The organism is Salinivibrio sp. ML323 (assembly GCF_001995745.1).
Taxonomy (GTDB): domain Bacteria; phylum Pseudomonadota; class Gammaproteobacteria; order Enterobacterales; family Vibrionaceae; genus Salinivibrio; species Salinivibrio kushneri.
The window spans coordinates 48,282-64,892 of sequence record NZ_MUES01000008.1; the positions used below are offsets into that span (position 1 = coordinate 48,282).

Consider the following 16,611-nt stretch of genomic DNA (forward strand, 5'->3'; position numbering starts at 1 on the left):
AGTGGAGCGGCAGTTTATACCGCTCCGTCATACAACAAGGTTTTTTATGGAAGGAATTAACTGTTTACTGATTGGCTTTCGCAAACTTTGAAAGCAAGCCATTAGCGCGCTCAACGGCTTCATCCAGCGCTTCTTGAGCCGATTGATCGCCGGACCATACAGTCTCAAGCTCTTCGTTAATCACGTCACGGATTTGCACGAAGTTACCTAAGCGGATCCCTTTCGAAGCAGGCGTTGGTTCGACCTCGGTCATCTGCTTAATCGCGATGTCCGTGCCTGGGTTTGTGGCATAAAAGCCTTGCTTCTTGCTTAGCTCATAGGCGTCGTGGGTGATGGGTAAGTAACCGGTGAACTGGTGCCAGTCGGCTTGGATTTCAGGTTGAGACAAGAAGGAGAAGAACTGAGCGACGCCTTTATACTCTTCTGACTCGTGGCCTTGTAGAACCCAAAGCGTTGCGCCACCGATGATGGTATTTCTTGGCTGCTTAACGGCTTTGTCCCAATAAGGGAGTTTCGCCACACCAAACTCGAAATCTTTCACGCTTTCACGCACACCGGCATAAGACGCTGACGAGTTCATATACATGGCACATTCACCACTGTAGAACAGCGGAGCACTGTCAGAGCGGCGACCGCCATATTCAAAAATGCCAGCCTGTTGCCAATCCGCCATTTTGGCAATGTGATCCACAAACGGAGACTGGTTAATCAGCATCTTGTTATCGACACTGCTAAAGCCATTGTCATTGGTGGCAATGGGGGCATTGTGGCGAGCGCCGAGGTTTTCAATTTGTACCCAAGATTGCCAACCAGTCGTGAAGCCGCACTGAGCACCATTGGCAAGCAGTTTCTCAGATACTTGCTCAACCTCTTCCCAGGTTTTGGGAGGATTAACGCCAGCTTTAGCAAATAGGTCTTTGTTGTAATACAGAACGGGCGTTGAGCTATTAAACGGCATCGACAGCATATTGCCATCTTCATCTGAATAATAACCCGTGACAGAAGAGAGGTAGTCAGATTGGTCAAACGGGACGTTAGCATTTTCCATCAGCTCATAGACAGGGTAAACCGCTCCTTTTGCTGACATCATGGTCGCGGTGCCGACTTCAAACACCTGGACGATATGAGGTTGCTTGTTGGCGCGGAATGCCGATACGGCGCCTGTCATGGTTTCGGTGTAGTTACCCTTGTAGATGGGTTTGACGGAATAGTCATCCTGACTGGCATTGAACTTCTCGGCAATTTCATTCACTTTTTCGCCAAGATTTCCGCCCATTGCGTGCCACCATTCGATTTCGGTTGTCGCGTTGGCAGAAAAAGAGGCCAGCAACAGGGCCGAAGAAAGCGCGGTTAAGCGTTGGGTTTTCATGCGTCACTCCTTTTGAGGATTGGGTAATGTTCATTCGGCAACTTAATGAACAAAAATGAACATAATATGAACCCAAACGAAAAGGGAGATGACAATTGTATGACTTTTGACCGCCGTCTCATGTTGTGTGAAAAAAATGTTAAATAGAGCGTGTTTTGATGATGAAAATGCTGTAACCGCAAGCACTTATTCGTAAAAACACTGTCATAGTTACGCGAGACAATGCGGTGAACACTGTCCTACAATACCCGAATGACCGATTGAAATGAGACTGTTCAAATGAAAATCGCACCACAACAATTATGCGGGCATCGAGGTGTCGCCGCTCATGCACCAGAGAATACGTTAGCGTCTATTTCAAAGGTGCGAGAGATTGGGTTAAGCTGGGTGGAGGTCGATGTGCAATTGACCCAAGACGGGGTGCCCGTGGTGTTTCATGACCACACTTTGTTACGTTGCACGAATGGGACAGGGGCGCTAAAAGATACCGCCTTGGCAGACTTGCAGCAGCTTGATGCAGGCGGACATTTTTCACCCGTGTTTGGGTATGAAAGGGTACCCACGCTCGCGGCCGTTTTAGCCCAAGCGCACCGTGATGCACTTCATATCAACCTTGAGATAAAAACCTACCCGGATAGCGATATTCCTGCCTTATGCCGCGCGATATTTGCTTGCTTGTCGGCAAGCCCTATCAGCACCGAGAAGGTATTAGTCTCGTCTTTTTCTCTTGAAGCACTCGCGATTGTTCGTGATGAAATGCCTGAGTTAGCGCGGGCGATTTTATGGGAAACCATCCCTGACAATTGGCATGAGTTTCGGGACTTAGCGACGTTTAGTATTCACTGCAACTATCGCCACCTCACGCAAGACAAAGCGAAATCCGTGAAAGAATCAGGTTTAGTATTGAAGTGTTATACCCCTAATGAGCCAGCTGAGGTTGACGCGTTATGGGCTTGGGGCGTAGATATGATGATCACCGACGATCCGGGCAAATACTTAACACACCCGTGCTAACACGGGGTTAAACGACTTGGTCGATGAGCGGTCGAGCATTTTCTGACAGCAAGGAGCATACGTGCCACAAGAGGCAGAGTTAAATTGGCGTCAGCGCGAAATATTAGCGCAATTAGCAAAAACAGAGCATCTCGAAACGGATGATTTGGCCACGCAGTTTTCGGTTACGACGCAGACGATTCGTCGTGATATTAATCAGCTTTGTGCGCTGGGCTTAGCTCGACGTCACCATGGTGGCATTAATATGCCCTCTGCGCATGTCAATAGCGATTACCAGCGCCGTTTGCAACGGCACAGTGGTGTGAAAACGGCGATTGCACGGGCCGTGGCCGAGCACATTCCTGAGGGGGCGACAGTGATGCTTGGGATCGGTACCACGGTTTCTGCGATCGCTGAGCAGCTATTAACAAGACGCAACCTTCGCGTAATCACCAATAACGTCCAGATCGCGCACATTTTGGGGGCGAACCCTGACCTTGATATTTGGCTGGCAGGGGGGAAGTTGCGCGCCAATGACCAAGACATGGTTGGCCACTCAGTGCTTCAGTTCCTATCTCGTTTCCAACCGGATATSGCCATTATCGGCTGTGCGGCGGTCAATGAAGAGGGATGGGTGTGTGAGTTTTCACCCGATGAAGCAGATGTCAGTGACACCATGCTTAGCGCGGCGAGTGCGCGTTGGTTGGTGGCAGATGGATCAAAGTGGCAGCGCAGCGCACCGGTGAAAGTGACAACCTTAAGTCAGTTCGACTATGTGTTCACTAACGATGTACTGAGCAACTATTCGACGCTGCCGCCAGATATCGCTTTTATTCCTTGTGACTAGCGCGATCCCAGCCCTACGCAAGCGCCAATTACCGGTTGAGAAGGGCTGGCTATACCTGTGTGGCGACAAACCATAGCGGGATCACGCTTGCGCGGATAAAATCGCGCGATACAGTGCCTCGGTGGCTTCACGCGGCGTTTGCTCAGGGTTATAGAAGAACTCATTAATCACATCGAACACCGCGCTTTGTACATAACGTGTGGTAGAAAGACCGTGTGACATGCTGGGGCTTAAGGTGCCATTCTCCTGCGCATAAATAAACGCATCACGCGATTGCTGTGCACACCGGTCCCCCTGGGGGAGGGGCACATCAAACCGAATAGGCAACGAGCCTTTGTAACGGTTAAAGTCACGCTGGAACTGTGGTGTGAGTAGGTACGAGGCCATGTCTGTTTGGCTTTGTCGCTCACTTTGGTTATTGGGTTTGAAAAACACAAAGCTGTCGACGTTGTAACTAAAGGCTTTTTTTGTTCCCGGGAAGGCGACACAGGTAAAGGCGTTGCCTTCTTGTTGGTTGGCGGCAAAAAACTCGCCTTTAGCCCAATCACCCATCACTTGCATACCCGCTTGATTATCAATGAGTAGGCGTGTGGTGTCGCTCCAGTTGCGCCCTTGGCCTGAGTCATCCACGTATTGGCGCATCTTCGCCAACAGGGTAAAGGCTTTAACCACATCGTCACTCAGCAGCGCTTTGCGGTCAAAGTCTAAAAAGGCTCGTTGATAATCTTGCGGTCCCAACACTGATAGCGCCAAACTGTCGAAAAGTGTCGCGACCTGCCATGGCTCGCCGCCTAGGGCAAGGGGAATATAGCCTGCCTGTTTAAGTTTATCTGCCGCAGTAAAAAAGCTATCAAAGTCGGTCGGGACATCAGCATCCGCGGCCTCAAACGCACGTAAGTTAATCCATAGCCAATTTACTCGGTGGATATTAATGGGCGCCGCTACATAGTTACCTTGGTACTGCATGACATCACGTAGTGGGGCAGGGATTTTATCTTCCCAGTGTTCCGCTTCCGCAATCTCATTGAGGTTGCGTAAAAAGCCTAAACGGGCCCACTCGGTGATCTCTGGCCCTTTGATTTGTGCCGCAAGGGGCGGGTTACCACTGATGGCACGGATCCTCAGGGTGTTCATCGCGCTTATCCCTGCGCGACCACCGACCGCGAAGTCTTGCCATTGATGGCCTCGTTGCTCAATACCTTCTCGCAAGACAGAGGCGGCTTTGGCTTCACCGGCAGATGTCCACCAGTGTAAAACTTCAACATCACTGGCGGACACTGCAAGGCTGTAGGTGGCAAACATGCCACTGATGATCCAGTGAGAGAGGTATCTATTTAAGCGTGCCATTATTCTTCTACCCGCGGAAAACTGATATCAACTTGCAGGCCACCTTCACTGCGGTTACTAAGCACCATATCCCCGCCATGCGCGTGGATGATATCGCGTGCAATCCCCAAACCAAGCCCGGAACCGTCGTTATCATCGTGTAAGCGTACATAAGGGTCAAACACTGAGTCGAGCGCTTGCTCAGGAATACCTGGCCCTTCGTCAATCAGGGTAATATCTAACGTGTGTTTGGCGTCCATGACGTAAATCGTCACTTTATCACCGTATTTCAYACCATTATCAATTAAATTGGATAAGCAGCGTTTAAAGGCGAGTGGCTTGCAAGTAAACGGAGGCACCGCGTCACTTTCAATGCTCACTCGGATACGGTTTTGATTGTGTGGTTCGACAATCATCGCCAAGAAATCAATGACATCAATAGCCGCCATGTTTTCATGGATATCGGTGTCTCTAACGGTTTGTACCGCGCCTTTAACCATGATTTCAAGATCATCTAAATCTTTATTGAGCTTCGCTGCTTGTACGTCGTCATCGATTAATTCTGCCCGTAAACGTAAGCGGGTGATGGGCGTTTTTAAATCATGCGACATGGAGCGGAATAAGGTCTCACGCTCACGCAGGTGGCGTTGTAAGCGACGCTGCATACGGTTAAACGCTCGTGTCACAATCGCGATTTCAGCCGCGCCTTCTTCCTTAAGCGGTGGCTGCTCGATATCGGTGCTAAATAAGTTTGCTGCTTTAGCGAGTCGTTTCAATGGTCGAGCTTGCTGGCGAATCAAGATATAAGTAAAAAACAGTAATAGCGCAGTGATCACCACAATAAAGACCACTTGATCGGCGGTAATCAGGGTGTCGTCGAGCGTCACATAGGGCGCAGGCAACAACGCGGCGATATAGATCCACTCATCTTGTTTCAGCTCCATTTGTACCACCAAAATGGGTGGGTTTAATGGCTCTAAACTTAACGTGTGATGTGCCCAGGACTTGGGCAAGTCTTGCAATAAAATGTCGTTATTGAGCACGCGTAAGGTTTCAGGGCGCGAAAAATCAACATCAATCGTATTCAATGACGGGAGCTGCTCATGGAGAATGCCCGATACGGTGCGGGTCGCTACCTTTTTCGCCTGTGTCTCTTCAATGGGCGTGATTTCGATTTTTTCTTTGTTGAAGGAGACAAAAAATCGTGTCCCGCCCATATTCCTTAACTGGTTAAGTGCAACATGCCGGTAAGCAACGGGCAAGGATTGAAAAAAGGTGGTGGTTGAGGCAAACATGTTAGCCAAGCTCGCCGATGCGGATTCTAACCCCTCTAGCTGGGTTCGCTTTGACTGGGTATACCATATTGACGTCGCGATCCCTTGYGCTAAGACCACGGATAGCAGCGTCAATAGCAGGGTTCTGGAAAGCAAAGAGCGGGGGATCAGCTTTTCTAGCCAGTCATGATTCATATTGGATCTCAGCCACAAACATATAACCCGCACCACGCACGGTTTTAATCAAGTTCGCTTTGCCAGTATCACGTAAGCGCTGGCGTAAGCGGCTAACTTGTACATCGATGCCACGCTCTTGCGCCTGAGCATCGCGGCCTCGTGTCGCTTGGCTAATCGCATTACGATCGAGCAATTGGTGTGGGTGGTCGATAAACAACATCAGCAGGGCATAATCAGACGCCGACAACTCTATTTCCATACCAGTGACAACGTGATGCAATTGCTGGGTGGCAGGCTCAAGACGCCACTGGCCGAACCGAATCGCTTTGGGTCGGGACAAAGTCGTTTCCTGTAATTGCTGGGTGCGACGTAGTAATGCACGAATACGGGCGATCAATTGGCGCGGACTAAAGGGCTTGGCGATATAGTCATCGGCGCCTAACTCTAACCCTACAATTTGATCGGTTTCGTCTGACACGGCGGTGAGCATGATGATAGGCACACTCGAATCTTTACGAATACTTTTGCACAGGGTAAAGCCATCATCCCCTGGAAGCATCACGTCGAGTAAAATTAAATCCGGGTATTGGACAGCCAGTTTAGTTTGCATCTCATGACCGTTTTGCGCGGTCATGACTTCGTAACCCGCTTTGGTGAGGTAAGCTTGGAGAAGCTCACGAATTTCGACATCGTCGTCGACCACTAAGATGCGTTTGGCTGAAGCCATATCGCCATTGTCCTCGTTGTTATAGTCAGTGTCCCCATTATCGGTGCTTTATCGTTGAGATGCTACAAACAAAGCCGCACTTTGTGTAAATAATCAGCGACTTGTTGATAGCCGTATTGGTGATGATGTCAGAGCAGACACCCAGGAGGGGTAAAGGTATAAAAAGGCAGATAGTGCATCGCATGACGACGCGAGAGCGTGAAAAAGACAAAGCCCTCCATTGAAGAGGGCTTTGGTTGACATCACAGTGTGTTATGAACCGTGACGCGCTATTCGCTATTCGCTATTGCTGTGCATGGCTTTACGAATACATAAAGCCGCGCCACCCCAAGTGACGGCAAAGCCGATAAGCATCATGATAATTGCGCCTGTTGTCATGCGTCTGTCTCCATATCGCGAGCAGGGGGTGTGGTGCTATTAACGATAATCCCTACCACAAGCATGGCAGCGACCAAGCCCCAACCTAGGGTCAGTAATTCGAATTGTGCGTAACCACCGTAGCCTTCGTTGAAGGTGTCAATCAGGTTTTTCACCAAGATCACCGCCAGCATAATGGGGCTGATAAAGCGGATACAAATTTCCATCCACTGTCCCACGCTGAACTCAGAGATACGGTTAGCATATTGACGGATGTCTGATAGTTTAACCAGCCAGCCGACCAAGAGTAGCTCAAGCAAGCAGCTTGTGAGCAGTGCAACGTTGTTAACAAAGTAATCGACCAAATCTAGCAGCAACAAACCGCCGTTAGTGGCGAACGCCATTGAGACGACAAAACCCACACCACAGACGGCTGTCGCCGCTTTTTGGCGAGTCACATTGAGTTTGTCCATGATGGATGATGTGACGGCTTCGATGATGGAAATGTGCGAACTCAAGCCAGCAACAACCAACGCCAGGAAGAACAGCGGGCCAAGAATATAAGGGATAGGGAGCAGATTAATCGCCGCGGGTAAGGTGACGAACGCTAGACCAACCCCACCACTGACCACGTCGGTGATCCCTTTGCTCTGCTCCGCGGCCATATAACCAAGAATGGAGAAGATCAGCACGCCGGCGACAATCGAGAAACCACAGTTGATCAACACCGTCATCAAGGCGTTATTGTTGACGTCAGACTTTTCTGGCAAATAGCTAGAGTAGGCAAGCATGATGGCAAAGCCCACTGACAGTGTGAAGAAGATCTGCCCGTAGGCGGCGGACCACACACTGGCATCGGCCAATTTGCTAAAGTCAGGCGAGAACAGATAGTTTAAACCATCTAGCGCACCAGGCAGCATTACCACGCGGCCAATGAGCAACAACACCATGATAAATAGCAAAGGCATCATGATTTTGCTGGCTTTCTCTATGCCGCCTTTCACGCCACGGAAAACCGCTGCATAGGTGATAGCCCAAGCGATGATCATTGGAATCGCGATGTGCCACTGCCAATCACCCAAGCTGGTGGGAGAGTTTTCCCCGAGTTTTAGGTAATCGGAGAAGAAGAACGCGTTGGTATCCGTGCCCCAATCTTGGCCAAACGAAAAGCCAAAGTAGGAAATGGCCCAGCCAATCACGGCCACGTAGTAAATCCCAATGGTGGCCGCGATTAAAACTTGAAACCATCCCAGCCATTCAAATTTGGTATTGAGCTTGGAAAAGACCACGGGCGATGAGCCGCGCAGTTTTTTCCCTAGCCCAAATTCCATAATCATAAATGGAATACCCGCGGTGAGCATGGCGAAAAGGTATGGAATAAAAAAGGCCCCGCCACCGTTCTCATAGGCCATGTAAGGGAACCGCCAAATATTCCCTAGGCCGACTGCTGACCCCACGGCAGCCAAGATAAACCCAGCGCGTGAGCCCCATTGTTCTCTTTTCATATCTACTTACTCCTTTGCGAATCGCCTTTCTTTACGTCCATCCAAATATGCAGTGTTGTGAGGCTGCGTTTTTTGGGTCGATATGAAAGAAATAGCACATTCCCGCAATATTGATTTTTAACTTCCTGTTGCCCGAATGTTGAATTTTTTATCTAAAGCGGGCAGTCATTGCACATTAAGCACAGCGTGAGGCTAAATCAATAGCCTTAAAACCAACAAGTTAGCAAGAAAATGGGGGTTAACCTGCTATTTGTGCATATAGGTAGAGATAAATCATGTCTTTTTTCGATAAAGTAGTTAAATGAGCTGTCTAAATTGTCAATAACTGGTGATTAATGGTTATTTTTTGTCGGTCGCCAATTGATGAAAAAAACAACGGGAATACGTATCGAGCCCGTGCCACAGCGCCAAAAAACATGATCTCATTAGCAGAATTTTAGGCAACAAAGACGCACACTAAACATGGTTTACACTTGTTATAGCAGCGTGATCATCTAGGAGCACATCATGAATACGACCCTCACTTATGCATTGCTGACGACAGCCTGCGCACTCGGCCTTATTTTTACATTTGCCGCCGTGGCGGTGCTGGCATAAACATCACCGAGGTGGCCGCTAGCTCGATAACGATGCCACGGCGCGCTAAGCGCTAGCACAGTATCACACGACGCGTTAGACTATGAGCTATAGCTAACTAAAAATATTCAATAAAACATAAGCATAACGCTAAGTGTGATGGTAAGGGGCGAACGTGGTAGAAACTAATCAAGCCGTGCAGCCCACGGTATTGACCGACAACGCGTTGACCGCTAGTGCACAGAGCGGGACGCGCGCGCGGCCGCAGCGCATCGCCCTAGTGCTTCAAGGGGGCGGACAACGAGGCATTTTTACAGCCGGTGTGCTAGATGCTTTTTTAACCCACCGATTTGATCCTTTTGAGCTTTATTTTGGCACCTCAGCAGGCGCGCTTAATATGAGCGCGTATGTGTGTCAGCAATATCAATATGGCTACCGCTTTATTACGCAGCTCACCACGCAAGAGCGCTTCTTCCATTTGATGAAGTATGTGCGTCGCCAGCATTACATGGACTTGGATTGGGCGCTCGATACGGCCTTGCCGGGCAAAGAAACCGCGTTAGATATGGAAGCCGCGCGGCGCCACCTGCAAAGCCGCTATGCCTACGCGTGTGCGACAGACGTCGATACATTGCAACCGGCCTTTTTCTCACTGACAGAAGACAGCTGGCCAGATGCTCTGAAAGCGACCTGTGCGATACCGCTTCTTTACCCGCATCCGGTGACTATCGGGTCGCACCGCTATGTCGATGGCGGGGTCACTGCGGCGATCCCGGTAAAGGAGGCGTTCGCGCGCGGGGCCGATATTATTGTGGTTGTACGTACCGAGCCTGTGATAGAACAAGAAAAGCGCGATGACGAAAACCGCCGCTTTCTTGAGACACTGCGCGAACGCTTTGAGACGAAAAGACCGCAATTTAAGCTCTCCGACTATCTATCAAATTTTGAGTCGAAATATCGACTCGCCCGCTTTGAAACCTTCCAGAAAGAGCTGAGTAAGCAGCTAGGGGAACTATCAGAGCGCTATAAGTCTAGCCGCGAGCAACTGGTTAATCGTGTGCGCGACAGCATGAAAGAAAAAGCGATGCAAAATGGTGGTCGTTGGCTGTTTGGTGGTGACACGATTTATCGGTTGCAGTCTTTATCGGGCAAACCATTGAATACGGAAATGCTCAAGATGCTGACCACGCATTACCAAAGCTACCAAAGTGAACTGCAGTTTTTGGCGTCACCGCCAGCGCGTGCTCAGATAGTGCAAATTGCGCCGAGCGCGCCGCTGCAAAGCAGTGCCTTGCTGAGTAAGCCGGCGGCATTAGAAGCCGACTATCAGCTGGGGGCCTCGCTGGGAAACCAATTCTTGCGTGAATACGGTGACTCGCTGGTCTCTTTGTCGACAGTGGATAACCCCGGCTTTGAGTCAACGTCGTTACAAATGCCGCATCAAGGGTAGCGCCGATGACAGAGTTTGAAAAAATGCAACGCGGCCTGCCTTATTGTCCCGCGGATGAAGAGCTGACTTTGTTTCGATATGCCGCGCGTCGACTTTGCCAACAGTTTAATCGGCTTGATCCTGAAGATGCCGCCAGTTTAGCCGTGGTAACCACCAAGCTATTCGCCCGTATTGGCGATAACGTTGAAATCGATGCGCCTTTCTTTTGCCATTATGGGATGAATATTCATCTTGGCAGTAATGTAAGCGTCGGTCCCAATTGCACCATTTTAGACGGCGCGCACGTCAGTATTGGCGATAATGTGAGTATTGGCCCTAACGTGGGGATCTATACCACGCGTCATCGCGTATTACCGCTAGACATTGCCCGAGGTGAATGCGAGTCCTCTCAAGATGTCATCATCGGTAATAACGTCATCATCGAGGGAAATACCGTGATAAAAGCGGGTGCGGCGATCGGTGAAGGGGTAGTGATTGAAGCCGGATCAGTGGTTGATGCGGACATCGAACCCTTTTCTATTGTGGCTGGTAATCCGGCTGCGGTGGTGCGGCGTTTGCAGTGATGAGGGTAGAGACAACGCGACAGGTGCCTCCCAACACGATGTTATCGCATCCTCCCCATAAATGTTATAATATAACATTTTTGAATTGGCATACTGATGTGGGTGTAGTAATGTTAGCGCCCTCAATAGGGTATCAGCAGTAAGAGATAGACGCAGAATGGTTAAAGTTAGGGCCCGAGTGCCGTTGAAAGTCGGGGTGGGAAGTCAGATCCCAGCAGAGATCCTTTCCTTCCATGGTTTAGAATCTGAGCAAGAGCACGTCGCGCTAATTTTCCAACAAGCCGATAAGAAAGCTGATCCGCCTTTAGTTCGTATGCATTCCGAGTGTTTAACCGGTGATGTCTTCCATTCCTCTCGATGCGATTGTGGTGAGCAACTTGAAGAAACCATCCAAAAGATGGGTGAAGATGGCGGTATTATTCTTTATTTGCGCCAAGAAGGGCGCGGGATAGGGCTGTATAACAAGCTGGATGCCTACAAGCTACAAAGCGAAGGGATGACGACGTATGAAGCGAACAACCACTTAGGGTTTGCAGATGATTTGCGTGATTTTTCCGAAGCGGCGCAGATGCTAAAAGCGTTAGACGCTCACCGTATTCGCTTGATTACCAATAACCCCAAAAAGATCGAAGAGCTACAAGCGGCAGGGATTACTCTCAAAGAAGTGATTGGCACCAAAGCCCACCTTAAAGACGGTAATCGTAACTATCTTAAGGCAAAGATTGAGCACGGCAAGCATCGTCTCAATATTGAGCAAGATTAAACATTCGTCGATAAAAATGGGCTAAATTGCTCGCAGGGCAGTGACAATCACTGCCCATATTCGCTACATTATTGCCATTATATCAGTCATTGCTCAAGGACGAGTCATGCGTGTGCAAACATGGCATTATCTCTTTCCCCCATTGCCCCCTGTGGCGATGCTCATTGCGGTTGCGATTGGTTTATTACTGAGCCATTTCTTTCCTTTTTCGCTGGTGCTGGGTGCGCCGGTTTGGGCTGCCTTGCCTCTGGGGTTAGCTGTGGGGTTATTAGCCGCCGCTAAATGGGCGTTCCATCGCCATCACACCACACTTGATCCGCTGCAAATGCCTTCAGCGTTGGTGACCACTGGGATCTATCGTTATACCCGCAACCCCATGTATCTGGCGTTGGTACTGATCATCGCTGCGGCTGGGCTGTATTTTAATGCGCTATGGTGCTGGGGGATGATTCCCGCTTTTATGGCCTACCTATCCGCCACATTTATTCCTGCTGAAGAAGCCCGTTTATCACGCCAATGGCCTGATGATTTTGACGCTTATGCAGCTCGTGTCCGACGCTGGCTTTAGGATTAGATAAACTAAGGGTATAATCCCACTCTGACATTGGGTGATGTCAGCACCAGTCCGCACCGATAACCCTTAGTCATGTCTCCGCGACAGGGTATCCACAACTGACTAGACGCTATGGGTGGGACAGTCGCATCCACAACGGCAGCACCTATCGCTGCCGTTATCCTGTGGGGCAGGGCTAGTGGAGCTGTGTTGGGCTGCGCTTCCACAATAAATGACAGAATTTATTATCCGGATCTCGGCTGATGAGCATACGCACAAAGACTTCATCTAACACCTCAGCGCCAGCTAAACCCATTTGCACCTCGGCACACTGAGACAAGTCAACATCGGCGCCCACATGCTCTGGCCAATCACTGTTGACCTCAACCACCACAGCGCCCCCTTCTTCTTCAAAACGGGACTCATAGAGCATTAAATCGTCGAACTCCAAGTTGTCTGGGGCCGTTTCGGCAAAAATCTCGAACGCGATCTCTAACACGGTCTCCAAGCTGAGTTGATTCTCTTGCGTCATGGTAAGCTCTCATTGTCTGTATGTATGCGCACTATATCATGCTGTAAGGGGTATCTCAGCCGCGCCGTATCGGTTGCCTTTTACAAAGACGTACCTAGAGCGTATACGCATTCCTCCTCCCAACCGTCGGTGTCCATGGTGAAATCGACAACCTCTGGCTAAAATAAAAGCAGACCCGCAGTTAGAGCGTTGATTTGTTTATGCAGATGACCAACAATAGCGCGCGTACCCAAACCTGTGTGAAAGTCGTGACTCAGTTGCAACCCAGAAACGCCTATTTACCGGAGCCCGACCGGCGTGCCCCGTTCCAATCTGAATTTATCCCCGTGATGATTAAAGCGGTGAAGCAACTCCGTGGCTTGCTCGGCAAGCGGCTTCACAGCGTCTATGTGAGTGGAGATATTGTTTGGCGACGGGCCGTGGTGAATGAAAGTGTGCTATCGCTGACGGTGGTGTGCCAACACGCCTTGACGCTTGATCAATCGAACGCATTAAACACCTTGCTCTGGCGATTAAAAACCAGCCATAGCAAGGTGATCAGTGATTGTCATATCGATATCGTGACCGTGTCACATGTTAGAGATCTCTCACAAATCTTTCACTGGGGATTCTTTTTTAAGCACAGAGCCATTTGCCTCTATGGCCAAGACTTGTCGGCCAGTTTTGGTTTATTTGAAGCCAGCTGGGAAGTGGCGAAGGCGATGAATCCAGATATCTCTGACAAACTCGCGCGTGCCAAACAAAAAATCACTGCCGCCACCACATGGAATACCCAGCTCAATACAGCTCAAGCGATTGCGGATACCTTGATACGCGGTGCATTTGGTTTGGTACTTCATAAAGAAGCGTATTGGAGTGAATCACTCAACGAGTGTGCGGATGCCTTTATCAAACACTACCCGGATAAAAAAATGGCGATTGAGCGACTTTTTATCCTGCTAGAGCGTAAACCGGTAAAAAAACGTGCTGTCATGACCCTCCTCAATGACTTTGGCGATTGGTTGATCAAAGAATACGCGCGCATTGACTTTAAAATTGGTTAACGAGCGTTTGGCAACGATGCGGGCGTTGGATGCTTGAGCATTAAGCGTATTCTGTGAGCCAACCCGCCTCATTCCCTACAAGTGAGTAACAGAATCTGATCTTGGTCAATAAAACGACGTAACAAACTTTTCACAAAAGATGGTTTGTTGAACTATAAAACCACCATTAGGCATGTGCAATCTGCTTTTGGGGTGTATTTATTCAGTATTTATGACTAAATAGTTATTTACATCCTGCGCATGATTCGATAATCTGCATGTCAGTTAGTCACGGTGAGTGAATAATTAATCAGCAAAGGCGCTGATACTCGCGGTGAGATAAATATAAATTCAGGATTCAGACGTATGCAAAAAACTGACACTCTCTCTACGAAGTCACCTTCGATGAGAAACATTCTGATGTTCGCAATCCCATCACTATTGGGGTTGTTCCTTTTTATGACGCCCGTCAGTTTCGGTGACAGTGTCACTATTCCAATTGCGGTGATGGCGAGCAGTGTCTTGGACTTACTAGGTAACAGTGCAACAGCGGTCGTCACTGCCTTAGTGGTGTTGAGTGCCGTTGTTTCAGTGTTGGTTACGCTGACCAAACCTGCCGTTATCATGCGAAATGGCTTTCTTAATGGCTTGTTTAACGTCTCACCCGTATGGCTAATCACCCGTGTTTTCGGGGCTGCCTTTATCGTGATGGCGTTTTATGGCTTGGGCTCGCCGGTCATCATGGGAGAAACAACGGGGGCCTTTGTGCTCAATGAGCTGCTGCCTACCTTGTTGTCTGTGTTTATCTTCGCTGGCCTATTACTGCCGCTATTGACCAGTTTCGGTTTGCTTGAACTGCTTGGCGCGATTTTCACCAAGGTAATGCGCCCACTATTCGGTTTACCGGGGCGTTCTGCGGTTGATTGTGCTGCCTCTTGGTTAGGCGATGGCAGTGTCGGTATCTTGATGACCAGTAAACAATATGAGCAAGGTTTTTACACCCAGCGTGAAGCAGCAGTGGTTGGTACGACGTTCTCTGCAGTTTCAATCAGCTTTAGTTTGGTGGTGATAGCCCAAGTCGACTTGATGCACATGTTTGCCTGGTTCTATCTCACCGTCTGTCTAGCGGGGATTGCCGCGGCGATTATCGTGCCTCGTCTACCGCCTCTGAGCTGGAAAAAAGATGCGCTTATCGATAACGCTGAGCGTGAAACCAATGATGAAGTCTTACCGGCTGGTCACAATACGTTGAGTTATGGACTGCACTGTGCACTGACACGTGCCGAGAAAATTCGCTCGGTAAGCAGTGTGCTAAAAGAGGGCGTACAAAACGCCGTCGATATGGTTCTCGGTGTATTGCCGGTTGTGATGGCGATTGGTACTGCCGCGTTGATGGTCGCCGAATACACCGATGTGTTCAGCATCCTAGGGGCGCCCTTTGTGCCACTGCTTGAACTCTTGCATATCCCTGATGCGGTGAAAGCCTCTGAGACCATGGTGATTGGTTTTGCAGACATGTTTATTCCTGCCATTTTAGCCGCAGAAATCGACAGTGAAATGACCCGTTTTGTGATTGCTACGGTATCGGTGACCCAGCTGATTTATATCTCGGAAGTGGGTGCCTTATTACTGGGAAGCAAAATCCCAGTCAAGCTGTGGGAGCTGTTCGTGATCTTTATTTTACGTACGCTAGTCACACTACCTGTCATCGCGGGGATTGCGCACCTGATTTTCTAATTAGGCATCACGCATAAGCCGCCATGCGCGTCCCAATACATCATCAACGCCTCACTGTTTGTGGGGCGTTTTTTGTTAACGCGTCCTCGTTGTTGTGATGCAAGCTCTCTGTCGTATCAACCCCCTATGGGCAGCAAGGGGCATACCTTGGTATGCTGAACGCAGCGGCGAATGGGAGGCGGGATGAAAATAGTGACTCTTCATGGGTTATACATGCATGGCGTATTTTTAATTCCGCTGTGCGAGCGCTTGGAAAAACAAGGGCATCAGGTACTGAATGTTTCTTATAATACGCTTAATCCGGATCTGGATGATATCACCGCTAAGATAAATGCTTTTATTGGCGACCAGCCCGCGATCTTGGTTGGTCACTCGATGGGCGGACTCATTATTCGCCGTTACTTGGAACAGCACACAGAGCAGAACGATAGACCACCTCTCGACATTCGCGCCGTGATCACCTTGGGCACACCGCATCAAGGCGCGAAGTTGGCACGTATCTTTGGCGATCTGGGGTGGGGCGGCTGGTTGTTTCAACGCAGCGAAGAGATGCTTATCCCTGACAAGATCAAACCCTGGCAAAACCTTCCGCCATTACATAGCCTTGCCGGCGATTGCCCGTGGGGACCCGCTGGATTGTTATTAAAAGACCAAGTTTGCGATGGCACTGTGCTGGTTGAAGAGACCAAAATCGAGGGCATGATCAGTCACGATGTGTACCCGGTGACCCACATTGCCCTCCTATTTTCTCGCCGGGTCAGTGATCGTGTGATTCAGTTAGTCGCTCAATATACGTCGGCGGCTGTGCCAGCCGCCGAGGGTTAAAGTGATGGTTTGATA

At 49.5% G+C, this 16,611-nt stretch carries 16 protein-coding genes; 9 read left to right on the plus strand and 7 right to left on the minus strand.

Features of this window, described 5'->3' with window-relative positions; all coding sequences use genetic code 11:
• Positions 1-64: 64 nt before the first annotated feature.
• Positions 65-1,369, minus strand: a complete 1,305-nt coding sequence (gene ugpB, locus BZG13_RS07750) for a sn-glycerol-3-phosphate ABC transporter substrate-binding protein UgpB (RefSeq protein ID WP_077486207.1) — start codon at positions 1,367-1,369, stop codon at positions 65-67.
• A 279-nt stretch (positions 1,370-1,648) separates the two neighbouring features.
• Between ugpB and BZG13_RS07755 the strand changes: the two genes are divergently transcribed.
• Together BZG13_RS07755 and BZG13_RS07760 are read left to right on the plus strand one after the other, a co-directional pair.
• Complete coding sequence (locus BZG13_RS07755) at positions 1,649-2,383, plus strand: glycerophosphodiester phosphodiesterase family protein (protein ID WP_077486208.1); 735 nt, start codon at positions 1,649-1,651, stop codon at positions 2,381-2,383.
• Positions 2,384-2,444: 61 nt separating this feature from the next.
• On the plus strand, positions 2,445-3,209 hold the full coding sequence (locus BZG13_RS07760; protein ID WP_077486209.1) for a DeoR/GlpR family DNA-binding transcription regulator: 765 nt from the start codon (positions 2,445-2,447) through the stop codon (positions 3,207-3,209).
• An 81-nt stretch (positions 3,210-3,290) separates the two neighbouring features.
• On the opposite strand, the gene BZG13_RS07765 is transcribed toward BZG13_RS07760, so the two are convergent.
• The 5 genes from BZG13_RS07765 to BZG13_RS07780 all read right to left on the minus strand — a co-directional run bounded on the left by BZG13_RS07765 (position 3,291) and on the right by BZG13_RS07780 (position 8,575).
• Positions 3,291-4,556 (minus strand): ABC transporter substrate-binding protein, encoded by a 1,266-nt coding sequence (locus BZG13_RS07765; protein ID WP_241824627.1) that lies wholly within the window; start codon positions 4,554-4,556, stop codon positions 3,291-3,293.
• Positions 4,556-6,004 (minus strand): ATP-binding protein, encoded by a 1,449-nt coding sequence (locus tag BZG13_RS07770; protein ID WP_077486211.1) that lies wholly within the window; start codon positions 6,002-6,004, stop codon positions 4,556-4,558. Before BZG13_RS07770 ends, BZG13_RS07765 begins: the two co-directional genes overlap by 1 nt.
• Positions 5,994-6,713 (minus strand): response regulator, encoded by a 720-nt coding sequence (locus tag BZG13_RS07775; protein ID WP_069361274.1) that lies wholly within the window; start codon positions 6,711-6,713, stop codon positions 5,994-5,996. The genes BZG13_RS07770 and BZG13_RS07775 overlap by 11 nt, the downstream gene beginning before the upstream one ends.
• A gap of 276 nt (positions 6,714-6,989) precedes the next feature.
• Positions 6,990-7,091 carry a MetS family NSS transporter small subunit gene (locus BZG13_RS15185; protein ID WP_100297978.1) on the minus strand — a complete coding sequence of 34 codons (102 nt, stop codon included), beginning with the start codon at positions 7,089-7,091 and terminating at the stop codon, positions 6,990-6,992.
• Positions 7,088-8,575: a sodium-dependent transporter gene (locus BZG13_RS07780; protein ID WP_077486212.1), complete on the minus strand. Its 1,488-nt coding sequence runs from the start codon at positions 8,573-8,575 to the stop codon at positions 7,088-7,090. The genes BZG13_RS15185 and BZG13_RS07780 overlap by 4 nt, the downstream gene beginning before the upstream one ends.
• A gap of 751 nt (positions 8,576-9,326) precedes the next feature.
• On the opposite strand from BZG13_RS07780, the gene BZG13_RS07785 reads away from it, so the two are divergent.
• From BZG13_RS07785 to BZG13_RS07800, 4 genes are all read left to right on the plus strand, one after another.
• Positions 9,327-10,601, plus strand: a complete 1,275-nt coding sequence (locus BZG13_RS07785) for a patatin-like phospholipase family protein (protein WP_069361272.1) — start codon at positions 9,327-9,329, stop codon at positions 10,599-10,601.
• A 5-nt stretch (positions 10,602-10,606) separates the two neighbouring features.
• Positions 10,607-11,164, plus strand: coding sequence for a sugar O-acetyltransferase (locus BZG13_RS07790; RefSeq protein WP_069361271.1), 558 nt, complete (start codon positions 10,607-10,609; stop codon positions 11,162-11,164).
• Between the two features lie 157 nt (positions 11,165-11,321).
• Positions 11,322-11,927 carry a GTP cyclohydrolase II gene (locus BZG13_RS07795; RefSeq protein ID WP_069361270.1) on the plus strand — a complete coding sequence of 202 codons (606 nt, stop codon included), beginning with the start codon at positions 11,322-11,324 and terminating at the stop codon, positions 11,925-11,927.
• A gap of 106 nt (positions 11,928-12,033) precedes the next feature.
• Positions 12,034-12,495: a methyltransferase family protein gene (locus BZG13_RS07800; RefSeq protein ID WP_069361269.1), complete on the plus strand. Its 462-nt coding sequence runs from the start codon at positions 12,034-12,036 to the stop codon at positions 12,493-12,495.
• 181 nt (positions 12,496-12,676) lie between these two features.
• Here the strand turns inward: BZG13_RS07800 and BZG13_RS07805 are convergent, their stop codons facing one another.
• Positions 12,677-13,012 (minus strand): DUF440 family protein, encoded by a 336-nt coding sequence (locus BZG13_RS07805; protein ID WP_069361267.1) that lies wholly within the window; start codon positions 13,010-13,012, stop codon positions 12,677-12,679.
• A 200-nt stretch (positions 13,013-13,212) separates the two neighbouring features.
• Here BZG13_RS07805 and BZG13_RS07810 point away from each other — a divergent pair, with 200 nt between their 5' ends.
• The 3 genes from BZG13_RS07810 to BZG13_RS07820 all read left to right on the plus strand — a co-directional run bounded on the left by BZG13_RS07810 (position 13,213) and on the right by BZG13_RS07820 (position 16,596).
• Positions 13,213-14,055, plus strand: a complete 843-nt coding sequence (locus BZG13_RS07810; protein WP_077486213.1) for a hypothetical protein — start codon at positions 13,213-13,215, stop codon at positions 14,053-14,055.
• A 345-nt stretch (positions 14,056-14,400) separates the two neighbouring features.
• Positions 14,401-15,771 carry a YjiH family protein gene (locus BZG13_RS07815; RefSeq protein ID WP_420803487.1) on the plus strand — a complete coding sequence of 457 codons (1,371 nt, stop codon included), beginning with the start codon at positions 14,401-14,403 and terminating at the stop codon, positions 15,769-15,771.
• 183 nt (positions 15,772-15,954) lie between these two features.
• Positions 15,955-16,596: an esterase/lipase family protein gene (locus BZG13_RS07820; protein ID WP_077486215.1), complete on the plus strand. Its 642-nt coding sequence runs from the start codon at positions 15,955-15,957 to the stop codon at positions 16,594-16,596.
• Positions 16,597-16,611 lie beyond the last annotated feature (15 nt).